Below are 11,241 nucleotides of genomic sequence, written 5' to 3' on the forward strand. Positions count from 1 at the left end.
CGCCGAGGGGGCGGCGCGCGTCCGGGCGGGTGGTGCGTCTATGCTGTCGCCTTGTGAGTCACACCACTCTGCACGCGTCCCCCGGCGGCGCCTCCGTCATCCGTGCCCGTGGGCTGCGCAAGCAGTACGGCGAGTTCCACGCCGTGAAGGGCATCGACCTGGACGTGCGTCCCGGCGAGTGCTTCGGCCTGCTCGGCCCCAACGGCGCGGGCAAGTCCACCACCATGCGCATGCTCGCGGGCACCTCGCAGCGCACCGCGGGCGAGCTGACCATCCTGGGCATCGACCCGGAGGAGGACGGGCCGGCCGTCCGTGCGCGCCTGGGCGTGGTGCCGCAGCAGGACAACCTGGACGAGGAGCTCACCGCCCGGGAGAACATCCTGATCTACGGCCGCTACTTCGGCCTGCCCTACTCATACCTGCGGCCCAAGGCCGAGGAGCTGCTGGCCTTCGCCCAGCTCACCGAGAAGGCGGACGCCAAGGTCACCGACCTCTCCGGCGGCATGAAGCGCCGGCTCGTGATCGCCCGCGCCCTGGTCAACGAGCCGGCCCTCTTCCTCCTCGACGAGCCCACCACGGGCCTGGACCCGCAGGCCCGCCACATCCTGTGGGACCGCCTCTACCGGCTCAAGGAACGCGGCACCACGCTGCTGCTGACCACGCACCACATGGACGAGGCGGAGCAGCTGTGCGACCGGCTCGTCGTGGTCGACGGCGGCGAGATCATGGCCGCCGGCACCCCCGCCGAGCTCATCCGCGAGCACGCCTCCCGTGAGGTCCTTGAGGCGCGCTTCGGCGCGGACCGCAACGAGGCCGCGGCCCGCACCGTCCAGGCCCACGCGGGTGACGGCGTCGTGCACCGCGTCGAGGTCCTCCCGGACCGCGTCCTCGTCTACGCCCGACGCGCGGACGACCTGCACGACGTCGTGCAGCGCCTCGTCGACGAGGGCGCCCTGCCCGCCCCCGCCACCACGCTGACCCGCCGCGCGAGCCTCGAGGACGTGTTCCTCATCCTCACCGGCCGCACCCTGGTGGACTGACCCGTGCCGTCCCCCACCACGACGACGACCCCCGGCCCCGCCTCGCCCGGCCCGCGGTCCGGGACCTCGGCTCCGTCCGCCACGCCCGCCGAGCCGCTGCGCCCGCCGGTCACCGCGGCGGCGTCCGCGGAGCGTGTGAGGCGCCGCGGCGTCCTGCTCTACGCCGAACACCAGCTGCGGAACATGCGTCGCTACGGCGCGGTGCTGCTCGTCGGGGCGCTCGGCGAGCCCGTGCTCTACCTGCTGGCCATGGGCCTGGGCCTGGCCCAGCTCATGGGCGGGGGGATGCCGCAGGACGCCCTGGGCGGGGTCTCCTACGTCGCGTTCATCGCCCCGGCGCTGCTGGCCTCGGGCGCGCTGATGACCGCGTCCGTCGAGTTCTCCTACCCGGTGATGGGCGGGTTCCAGTGGCAGCGCACGTACTACGCGGCGCAGGCCACTCCGCTGTCTCCGGCGCAGATCGCCCTGGGCCACCTCGCGGCCGTGAGCCTGCGGTTCGTGTTCCAGGCCGCCGTGTTCCTGCTGGTGATGCTGGCGTTCGGCGTGGTCTCGAGCCCGTGGGCGTGGGTGCAGGTCCTCACCGCCACGCTCGGCGGGCTCGCCGTCGGCGCGCCGATCATGGCGTTCGCGGCCTCCTTGCAGGAGGACAAGGGCCAGTTCGCCACCCTGCAGCGGCTCGTGGTCATGCCCCTGTTCCTGTTCTCCGCCACCTTCTACCCGCTCGAGGCGCTGCCGGTGTGGCTGCGCTGGATCGGCTGGCTCTCCCCGCAGTGGCATGCCGCCCAGCTCGGCCGCGTGCTCTCCTACGGGATGGCCGAGCCGGTCTGGCTCACCGTGGTGCACGTGGCGTTCCTGCTGGCCCTCGCGCTGGGCGGGGCCTGGCTCGCGGTGCGGATCTACACGCGCCGCCTCGGCTGGGTCCGCGGCACCCCGGACCGCGACGCCGTCACGGTCGCCCGTCGGGACCGTGCCCCGCGCCTGGGCCGCCGTGCCGCGCGCACCGGGGCCGCCCGCGCCGACGTCGCACCCGCCGCCCCGCAGGCGGGCCCGGCCGCGCCGTCGTCGTCGGTGGTGCGGGAACACGCCGTCGCCGTGCCGCCCATGCCCGAGATCCCCGTGCGCCGCGGCCCGCTGGCCGGCGCGTACTCGGGCAACGTGCGCGCGGTGATGGAGCGGGCGTTCCTGTCCCTGAAGTCCAACAACTGGGTGGTGTTCTTCTCCGGGTTCTTCGAGCCCGTGCTCTACCTGGCCTCCCTGGGGCTGGGGCTCGGTGCGCTGGTCGGCGACGTGGCCGGCCCGGATGGCACCCCCGTCCCGTACGGCATGTACCTCGCCCCCGCACTGCTGGCGGTCTCGGCGATGAACGGCGCCATCTACGACTCCACGTGGAACGTGTTCTTCAAGCTGCGCTACGCGAAGACGTACCAGACCATGCTCTCCACGCGGCTGGGCCCGCTGGACGTGGCCCTCGGGGAGATCGCGATGGCGCTGCTGCGCGGGCTGATCTACGCGGTCGGCTTCCTGATCGTCATGACCGTGGCCGGGCTCGTCACCTCGTGGACGGCGCTGCTCATGATCCCCGGCGCCCTGCTCGTGGCGCTGGGCTTCGCCTCCCTCGGCATGGCGGTGACGAGCTGGATGAAGACGTTCCAGCACATGGACTGGATCCAGATCGTGCTGATGCCCATGTTCCTGTTCTCGGCCACGTTCTTCCCGCTCGCGGTCTACCCGGAGCCGATCCAGTGGGTGATCCGCGTGTTCCCGCTGTGGCACGCGGTGGAGATGATGCGTGCGCTCGCGGTGGGCGTGCTGAGCTGGGCGACCGCCGGCCACGTCCTCTACTTCGTGGTGATGGCCGGCGTCGGGGTGTGGCTCGCCGCCCGCCGGCTCGGCGCGCTGTTCCTGCGCTGAGGCCCCCGCGGGCCGGTCAGGCCGCGCGCACCGCGCGGCGCCGCCGGACCACGTCCAGGGCCGCGACCACGGCGGTGAGCGCCCAGCACACGGCCACCATGCCCATGGCGGTCGAGGCCGCGTGCGCGTACGCCGCGGCCGACGGTGGCCCGGCGCTCTCGGCTGCGGCGCCGGCCAGGGCCGCGAAGAACGCGCCCGTCACCACGGACAGGCCCAGGGCGGTGCCGAGGCGCTGCGCCGTCTGGGCGACGCCGCCGGCCGCCCCCGCCTCGTGGCCGGCGACGTCGTCCATCATCAGCACCTGCGTGCTGGTGAGCAGCAGGGCCTGCGAGGCCGACTGCACGATCAGCCCCACCCCCACGATCCACGGCGACCACGCGCCGGCTGCGCTGCGCTCGAACGCGAGCGCGAGCACCCCCAGCGACACGAGGCCCACCAGAGCGCCGAGCAGCACGAGCACGGGCCCGCGCCGCTGCACCATCGAGCCCACCCACGGGGACAGAGAGGCCACGACGACGGCGCCGGGCAGACCCACGAGGCCGGCCTCGAGCGGCGTGAACCCCATGCCGCGCTGCAGGAAGATCGCCACGATCGCGAACACCGCCGGCATGGTGGCCAGGTAGATCGTGGACTCGAGCGCGCCGATCGTGAAGGACGGCCGCCGGAACAGGGCCGGGTCCACCATGGGCTGCACGCCGGTGGCCGACGCCCGGGCCTTCACGCGCTTCTCCCACAGCCACCACGCCGTCACGAGCGCGGCGGCGAGCACCAGCAGCCAGGCGGTGCCCGGGACGATGAACGGCACCATGAGGCTCACCCCGCCGGCGCCGAGCAGCAGGGCGCCCACCGGGTCGAGCGCGGCGATCCCGCGTGGTCCGGGGGCGGGGGGCAGGCCGTGCACGCGGGTGGGCGGCGGCAGCCAGAGGGCGCCCATCGCGACGGCGGCCAGGCCCACGGGCACGTTCATGAGGAACGTGGAGCGCCAGCCCCACTCGGGGCCGAACGCGCCGAGGAACAGCCCGCCGAGCAGGGGCCCCACGGCCACGCCGAGGCCCACCACGGTGCCGAAGAGTCCGTAGGCCCGCCCGCGGGCGCGGCCGTGGAAGTTCGACTGGATGAACCCGATGACCTGGGGGTTGAACACACCCGCGCCCAGGCCCGTGAGCAGGCGCCCGGCATTGAGCAGCAGGGTGTCCCCGGCCAGGCCGGAGAGCAGGGAGCCGAGCATGTACAGCGTGATGCCCGCCAGGAACAGGCTCTTGCGGCCCCACAGGTCGCCGGCGCGGCCCGCTGCCACGAGCACGGTGCCGAACGTCAGCGTGTACCCCGCCAGCACCCACTGCAGATCCGCGCTCGTGGCGTCCAGGCCCGACTCGATGGCCGGCAGCGCCACGTTCACCACGGACACGCTCATCAACGCGAGGAAGAGCGGCATGAGCAGTGCGGTGAGGATGCGGCGCTGGTCAGGGGTGAAGGCCCCGGACGCGGGGTCGGCGGGGCGCGGGGGGCGGGGGGTCATCGCCTCAGGATAGGTGCCGACGCGGGCCGCCCGATTCGGAGCGCACCCCACGATGCGGGATGATGGAGGGCAGACCCCACGAGCCCCTCCGGAGGAGCACCCATGTCCCAGTCCCTGACCCCCGGTCCCGACGGCGCGCGCCGCGGCCCCCGCGCCGGCCTGCGCGTGGGATCGCTCGGCTTCGTCGCGATGATCGTCATCCTGATCGTGGCGATCATCTTCGCCGCGAACCAGAACGACGTGATCGGGTGGCTCGTGGTCGCCGTCGCCGCCGGCTGGCTCGTGTTCGCGGTGGTCGTGTACCTGCAGATGCGCCGCGGCGTCCAGGCCGCAGGCCGCAAGGTGGACACCGCCATCCAGAACGCCCGCGCCGACGTCGCCGCCCTGCGCGGCCGGGACACCGACGCCGCCGCCCCCGCGGTGGCCCCGCAGGCGCCGGCCGCGGACCCCCTGCGGGACACCAAGCTGGACCACTCGTTCAAGATCGCCCAGGTGCAGGTGCGCGTGGTGCGCGAGCAGCTCGCCGCGGGCGCGGGCATGGACCGCGAGATGGTGGACCGCGCCCTGGAGACCATCGACATCACGGCCTCCAACGCCCGCGACATGATCAAGGAGTCCCGGGCCGGCGGCGCCGAGGGCCCGGTGGGCGGGACGGTGATCGGCTGATGACGGCGCTGCCCGAGAAGGACCCCGTCACCGGGACGTACCCCGAGCCCGCCGAGGGCGAGCCCGTGGTGCACGCCCACGCCGGGGCGCCCAAGGCCGACGGCGCCGTGCGCGTGGCCACCGTGAACGTCAACGGCATCCGCGCCTCGCACCGCAAGGGGATGCGGGAGTGGTTCGCCGGCCGCGGCGTGGACGTGCTCACCCTCCAGGAGGTGCGCGCCCCCGCGGACGTCACGGCGCAGCTGGTCCGCGAGATCGTGGGCGAGGACTGGGACGAGGTGCACCTGGCGGACGCCGTGGCCGCCGCCAAGGGGCGGGCCGGCGTCGCGATCGCCTCGCGGTTCCCGCTCGGCGAGGTCCGCACCGGCATCGCCGACGCCGACGGATACTTCGACGACGCCGGCCGCTGGATCGAGGCCGACCTGCGCCTGCCGGACGGCTCGCCGCTGACCGTGGTCTCCGCGTACGTGCACTCGGGCGAGGTCGACACCCCGAAGCAGGTGGACAAGTACCGGTTCCTCGACGAGATGGTCCGCCGCCTCTCCGAGCTGGCTGCGGGGGAGGGGCACGCCCTCGTCACGGGCGACCTCAACGTGGGCCACACCGAGCTGGACATCAAGAACTGGAAGGGCAACGTGAAGAAGGCCGGCTTCCTGCCCGAGGAGCGCGCCTACTTCGACCGGTTCTTGGGCGAGCTCGGCTTCACGGACGTGCACCGCGCCCTCGCCGGGCCGGTGCCGGGCCCGTACACGTGGTGGTCCATGCGCGGCAAGGCCTTCGACAACGACGCCGGGTGGCGCATCGACTACCACATGGCGACCGCGGGCCTGGCCGAGCGGGCGACGACCGCCGTCGTGGACCGCGCCCCCAGCTGGGGCACCCGCTTCTCCGACCACGCCCCGCTCGTGGTCGACTACCAGTTCTGACCGTGCAGGAGAGACCCGAGGCTGAGATGACCATGAAGAAGAACTCCGTGCAGGACGTCCTGGCCCAGGACGCCGCCGCCACCGCCCACCTGGCCGGCGCGTCCGCCCGGCACCGCGTGCTCTCCGGCATGCAGCCCTCGGCGGACTCCCTCCACCTGGGCAACTACCTCGGCGCCCTCGTGAACTGGGAGCGCACCCAGGCCGACTTCGAGGCGTTCTTCTTCATCCCCGACCTGCACGCCATCACCGTGCCGCAGGACCCGGCCGCGCTCGCGGAGCGCACGCGGGTGGCCGCCGCGCAGTTCATCGCCGGCGGCATCGACCCCGAGCGCTCCACGCTGTTCGTCCAGTCCCAGGTGCCCGAGCACACGCAGTTGGCGTGGGTGCTGACCTGCATGACCGGCATGGGCGAGGCCATGCGCATGACCCAGTTCAAGGACAAGTCCGCCAAGCAGGGCGCGGACGCGGCCGGGGTCGGCCTGCTCGCGTACCCCATGCTCATGGCCGCGGACATCCTGCTCTACCAGCCGCATGGCGTGCCCGTGGGCGACGACCAGCGCCAGCACGTGGAGCTCACCCGCGACCTCGCCCAGCGCTTCAACCACCGCTACGGCGAGACGTTCGTGGTCCCGACCGGCTTCTACCCGGAGACCGGCGCGCGCATCTACGACCTGCAGGACCCCACGTCGAAGATGTCCAAGTCCGCGGCGTCCCCGAACGGGCTCATCAACATCCTCGAGGAGCCGAAGAAGACCGCCAAGAAGATCAAGTCCGCGGTCACCGACGACGGCACTGAGGTGCGCTTCGACCGTGAGCTCAAGCCCGGCGTCTCCAACCTGCTGACCATCCTCTCCGCGGTGTCCGGCACACCGATCCCGCAGCTCGAGGAGGAGTTCGTCGGCAAGATGTATGGGCACCTCAAGGTCGCGGTGGCGGACGCCGTCGTCGAGCGCCTGGCCCCCGTGCGCGAGCGCGCCCTCGCGCTGCTGGACGACCCCGCCGAGCTGGACCGCATCCTCGCCGCCGGCGCCGAGAAGGCCCGCGCCGTGGCCACGCCCGTGCTCGAGGACGTCTACGCCAAGGTCGGCTTCCTGCCGCCGCTGCGCTGAGCCGGACCGCACCGGCCCCCCGACGACGGCCCGCGTCCCCGACCTGCGGGGGACGCGGGCCGTCGTGTTTCTCCGACTCGAGGTGGATGCGACGGCGCGTGCGCGGCTGACAGGATGGAGGCACCGCCCCCGCTCCTGCCGCAGCGGGGGCGAGCCCCACCGACAGAGGAGTGCCGGAGCCATGTCCACCGCGGTCCCCATCCCCGCCGTCGCCGAGGTCCCGCCCGGCGCCGAACCCGTCCTGGAGACGGAGAACCTCGTCAAGGTCTACGGCCGCGGGGCGTCCCGCTTCGACGCACTGAAGGGCATCACCCTGCAGATCCAGCGCGGCGAGTCCCTGGCCGTCGTCGGCAAGTCCGGCTCCGGCAAGTCCACCCTGATGCACCTGCTGGCGCTGCTGGACCAGCCCTCCGCCGGCGTCGTCGCGATGGACGGCCGTCCCGTCTCCCAGCTCAAGGCCGCGGAGATCTCCCAGCTGCGCAACGAGCGGTTCGGCTTCGTGTTCCAGCAGTTCTTCCTGAACCCGAACCAGACGGTCCTGGAGAACACCGTGCTGCCGCTGAAGATCGCTGGCGTGGGCCGGGCCGAGCGCGCCCGCCGCGGCATGGCGGTGCTCGAGCGGCTCGAGCTCGCGGACAAGGCGAAGAACAAGGCCACGGACCTCTCCGGCGGCCAGAAGCAGCGCGTGTGCATCGCGCGCGCGCTCGTGAACAACCCGACGGTGCTGTTCGCGGACGAGCCCACGGGCAACCTGGACTCCGTGACCTCGGCGGCCGTGGAGGACATCCTCTTCGGCCTGCACCGCGACGAGGGCATCACCCTCGTGGTGGTCACGCACGACGACGACCTGGCCGCGAAGTGTGACCGTCGCGTCGAGCTGCAGGACGGCGTGGTCATCGCCGACGAGCGCGTCGGCACCGAGCGGGACGGAGCGCGGGCATGAAGGTCACCGACGTCGCGGGCACGGCGCTCGCCAACACGATGCGCTCCAAGCTGCGCACCTTCCTCACCGTCGTCGCGATCGTGATCGGCGCATTCACGCTGACCCTCACCACGGGGCTCGGCGCGGGCATCAACAAGTACGTGGACAACGTGGTCGAGGGCTTCGGCAAGCCCGGCGAGCTGACCGTGATGAAGCAGCAGGACATGTCCTCGGCCGGCGCGGCGAGCGGCTCGCCCCAGGAGTACACGGAGCAGGACGCCGCCGGCGGCGAGATGTTCGGCATGCCACTGCTCACCCAGGAGGACCTCGCCGCGATCGAGGACACCGAGCACGTCACCGAGGTGAAGACCTATCGGGTGGCCGAGCCGGAGTACATCCAGGGCCCGGACGACCGCAAGTGGCAGACCGGCTTCATGGGCAGCTCCGGTGAGATCGACATGCTCACCTTCTCCGCCGGCCGTGCCCCCGAGGCCGGCGCCGCGGAGATCGTCATGCCCGAGTCGTGGGTGGAGGACCTGGGCGCCGGCGACGCCGAGGACCTGGTCGGCACGGAGCTGACCGTCGTGGCGGCGACCCCGCTGCAGGAGCAGAAGTCCGTGAAGGCCACCGTGGTCGGTGTGACGAAGGCGGCCGCGTCCGGTGCGGGCACCGCCCCGACGCCGTCGGAGTCGCTGGAGCAGGCGATCTACGACATCACGACGGAGGGCCTGCCGGAGTCGCAGCGGAACACCTACTTCCAGGCCACGGCGATCGTGGAGGACCCGGAGGCGAACGAGGACGCCGTGAAGCAGGCGCTGGCCGACCAGGGCCTGCTGGCGCAGACCCTCGAGGAGCAGCTCGGCGTGATCCGCGGCATCATCGACGCCGTCACGTGGGTGCTCACCGGCTTCGCACTCATCGCACTGCTCGCCGCCAGCTTCGGCATCATCAACACCCTGCTCATGGCGGTGCAGGAGCGCACCCGGGAGATCGGCCTCATGAAGGCCCTCGGCATGACCGGCGGGAAGATCTTCGGCCTGTTCACCATGGAGGCCGTCGTGATCGGCCTGCTCGGCTCGCTGATCGGCATCGGCCTGGGCGTCGCCGTCGGACTCATCGCGAACCAGGTGCTGACCACCGGCCCCCTCAGCGGCGTCACCGGCCTGGTCCTGTTCGCGGTCAACCCCCTCGCCCTGCTGCTGATCCTGCTGCTGATCGTGGCCATCGCGTTCATCGCCGGCACCTTGCCCGCCCTGCGTGCGGCCCGGAAGGATCCCATCGAGGCACTGCGACACGAGTGATCCTGCCGCCGCGCCCGTCATCACCATCACCGTCACCCACGACACCGAGGAGCTCACCATGACCACCGATCGACCGAACCCGGACCCGAACCCGGAGCAGCCCGCCGCGGGCGGCCCCGGCCCGTACCCGGGCCAGAACCCCGCATACGGCCAGCCCGCCGCGGGCTCCCGCTACGGCACGCAGCCCTACGCGGCCCCGGGCTACGGCGCCCAGCCGGGCAGCCCGTACGGCATCGTCCCGGAGCCGGCCGCGTTCCCCGCGCTCCTGACGCTGACGCTCACGTCGCTCGCGCTGTACGTGCTGTCCTCCCTGCCGGCCCTGTTCGGCGGCGAGGAGAGCATCGAACGCATGCGGGACTCCCTTCGCCAGAGCGGCCTCACCCCCGAGCAGGTGGAGGAGATCGCGCCTGTCGTGGGCGCCTCCGTGACGGTGGGCACGATCATCGTCCTGCTCATCGGCGTGGCCCTGTACGCCCTGGTGTACTTCAACCTCCGCGGGGCCAAGAACTGGGCCCGCATCCTCGGCATCGTCGTCGCGATCCTGGGCACCCTCAGCGCCGTCGGCGGCATCTTCTCCTTCGTGACCTACCCCGGCATCGGCGGCGTGCTGGCCTCCGTGCTCAGCCTGGCGCTGGTGATCGTGAACATCCTGTGGCTGGTCAAGGCCTTCAACCCGCAGGTCGCGGCCTACACCCGTCAGGGCCGCCGCGCCTGACCCCGACGCCGTTCGCCGGCGGCGAGTCCTGGGTCGCCAGCCCTCGCCCCGGCGTCGGCCAGCGGAGACCATGGCGACATGGCCTCCGATCATCGACCCCCGCATCCCGTGTCCCCCGACTCCGACGACCTGGACGGCGGCGGGCGGCCCGTGGTGGGTCCGGACGAAGCGCGGCGGCGCATCGCCGGGCACTCCGGCCCGGACGCCCGCCCGCTCATCCGCCCCGATGCCCGCACCCCCGGCGTGTTCCGGGCGCTGCTCGGGCTCACGGTCGCGTCCGCGGTCCTCTACGCCGCGTCGATCCTGCGGAACCTCCTCCCGGGCGCGGCCCAGGACATCGCGGACTCGCTGCCCGAGGGCGGCGCGCAGTCGCCCGCGATGACCGCCGAGGCCATCGAGGGCGCCCTCACCGGCAGTGTCTGGTTCGCGACCCTGCTGGGTCTGGCGGTCTACGCGATCGTCCTCGTCGGCCTGACCCGGCACAGCAACACGGCGCGCATCATGGGTGCCCTGTTCGCCTCGATCGCCATCTTCGTGACGCTGCTGGGGGCCATCCGCCTGTTCGTCTTCCCCGCCGGGGACGTGGTGCTGCCCCTGGTCCTGGGCGGGCTGTTCGCGCTCGTGAACGCGGCCTGGCTCGTGTGCGCCTTCAACCCGGGCCTCGCAACGACCTTCCTGCGCCGCCGGGCATGATGGGGGCATGCACCCCCTCGACGACGATCCCCACGAGACCACGGACCCCGCCCCCGATCTCGCGTCGCTGCGTCCCCTGCGCCTGTTCCAGACCGTCACGGCCGTCACGGGCGCACTGAGCGCGGCCGGCGTGGGGGGCGTGCTCGCGCTGCAGTCGACGCCCGGCTACGCCCGCGCCGTGCTGGAGGCGCGCTCCTGGGGCGCGAGCGAGGTCACCGACGCCGACGTCGCCGCGTTCCTCACCCCGGCGGGGGCGTGGCCGGTGGCCGCCGCGGCGGTGGTCGTCCTGACCCTGGTGCTCCTGGCCGGCATCACCCGCCGCATCCGGGCCGTGCGCCCCGTGGGGAGCGTGCTCGTGGTGCTGGGGATGCTCACGGCGGCCTTCTGTCAAGGGCCATTGAGTTCTGCCCATAGGCGGCCAGTGTTTCTTCCCGCTGGT

11 protein-coding genes are annotated in these 11,241 nt (G+C 72.8%); 10 read left to right on the forward strand and 1 reads right to left on the reverse strand.

Features of this window, described 5'->3' with window-relative positions:
* The first annotated feature begins 53 nt into the window (after positions 1-53).
* On the forward strand, positions 54-1,040 hold the full coding sequence (locus tag NR072_RS05540) for an ABC transporter ATP-binding protein (RefSeq protein WP_060974382.1): 987 nt from the start codon (positions 54-56) through the stop codon (positions 1,038-1,040).
* 3 nt (positions 1,041-1,043) lie between these two features.
* A complete protein-coding gene (locus NR072_RS11475; RefSeq protein WP_373021485.1) occupies positions 1,044-2,951 on the forward strand; it encodes an ABC transporter permease in 1,908 nt (635 codons plus the stop codon).
* A 16-nt stretch (positions 2,952-2,967) separates the two neighbouring features.
* On the opposite strand, the gene NR072_RS05555 is transcribed toward NR072_RS11475, so the two are convergent.
* Positions 2,968-4,470, reverse strand: coding sequence for an MFS transporter (locus NR072_RS05555; protein ID WP_256836443.1), 1,503 nt, complete (start codon positions 4,468-4,470; stop codon positions 2,968-2,970).
* 102 nt (positions 4,471-4,572) lie between these two features.
* On the opposite strand from NR072_RS05555, the gene NR072_RS05560 reads away from it, so the two are divergent.
* From NR072_RS05560 to NR072_RS05595, 8 genes are all read left to right on the forward strand, one after another.
* Complete coding sequence (locus NR072_RS05560; RefSeq protein ID WP_248074090.1) at positions 4,573-5,136, forward strand: hypothetical protein; 564 nt, start codon at positions 4,573-4,575, stop codon at positions 5,134-5,136.
* Positions 5,136-6,062 carry an exodeoxyribonuclease III gene (locus tag NR072_RS05565; protein WP_256836446.1) on the forward strand — a complete coding sequence of 309 codons (927 nt, stop codon included), beginning with the start codon at positions 5,136-5,138 and terminating at the stop codon, positions 6,060-6,062. Before NR072_RS05560 ends, NR072_RS05565 begins: the two co-directional genes overlap by 1 nt.
* 26 nt (positions 6,063-6,088) lie before the next feature.
* Positions 6,089-7,171, forward strand: a complete 1,083-nt coding sequence (trpS, locus tag NR072_RS05570; RefSeq protein ID WP_256836450.1) for a tryptophan--tRNA ligase — start codon at positions 6,089-6,091, stop codon at positions 7,169-7,171.
* A 181-nt stretch (positions 7,172-7,352) separates the two neighbouring features.
* Positions 7,353-8,114: an ABC transporter ATP-binding protein gene (locus NR072_RS05575; protein ID WP_073115991.1), complete on the forward strand. Its 762-nt coding sequence runs from the start codon at positions 7,353-7,355 to the stop codon at positions 8,112-8,114.
* Positions 8,111-9,394, forward strand: coding sequence for an ABC transporter permease (locus NR072_RS05580; protein WP_256836447.1), 1,284 nt, complete (start codon positions 8,111-8,113; stop codon positions 9,392-9,394). The genes NR072_RS05575 and NR072_RS05580 overlap by 4 nt, the downstream gene beginning before the upstream one ends.
* A gap of 58 nt (positions 9,395-9,452) precedes the next feature.
* Complete coding sequence (locus NR072_RS05585) at positions 9,453-10,109, forward strand: hypothetical protein (RefSeq protein WP_256836448.1); 657 nt, start codon at positions 9,453-9,455, stop codon at positions 10,107-10,109.
* A gap of 78 nt (positions 10,110-10,187) precedes the next feature.
* Positions 10,188-10,802, forward strand: coding sequence for a hypothetical protein (locus NR072_RS05590; RefSeq protein WP_181743507.1), 615 nt, complete (start codon positions 10,188-10,190; stop codon positions 10,800-10,802).
* A gap of 7 nt (positions 10,803-10,809) precedes the next feature.
* Positions 10,810-11,241: hypothetical protein (locus NR072_RS05595; RefSeq protein ID WP_256836449.1), on the forward strand; the 432-nt coding region annotated here is incomplete at its 3' end.

It is taken from the genome of Micrococcus sp. Mcc89 (genome assembly GCF_024519795.1).
In the GTDB taxonomy this organism is placed as follows: Bacteria; Actinomycetota; Actinomycetes; order Actinomycetales; family Micrococcaceae; genus Micrococcus; species Micrococcus luteus.

Coding starts and splice junctions, on each gene's coding strand:
- NR072_RS05555 (WP_256836443.1), bottom strand. CDS start 4,470: ATGACCCCCCGCCCCCCGCGCCCCGCCGACCCCGCGTCCGGGGCCTTC.
- NR072_RS05560 (WP_248074090.1), top strand. CDS start 4,573: ATGTCCCAGTCCCTGACCCCCGGTCCCGACGGCGCGCGCCGCGGCCCC.
- NR072_RS05565 (WP_256836446.1), top strand. CDS start 5,136: ATGACGGCGCTGCCCGAGAAGGACCCCGTCACCGGGACGTACCCCGAG.
- trpS (WP_256836450.1), top strand. CDS start 6,089: ATGACCATGAAGAAGAACTCCGTGCAGGACGTCCTGGCCCAGGACGCC.
- NR072_RS05575 (WP_073115991.1), top strand. CDS start 7,353: ATGTCCACCGCGGTCCCCATCCCCGCCGTCGCCGAGGTCCCGCCCGGC.
- NR072_RS05580 (WP_256836447.1), top strand. CDS start 8,111: ATGAAGGTCACCGACGTCGCGGGCACGGCGCTCGCCAACACGATGCGC.
- NR072_RS05585 (WP_256836448.1), top strand. CDS start 9,453: ATGACCACCGATCGACCGAACCCGGACCCGAACCCGGAGCAGCCCGCC.
- NR072_RS05590 (WP_181743507.1), top strand. CDS start 10,188: ATGGCCTCCGATCATCGACCCCCGCATCCCGTGTCCCCCGACTCCGAC.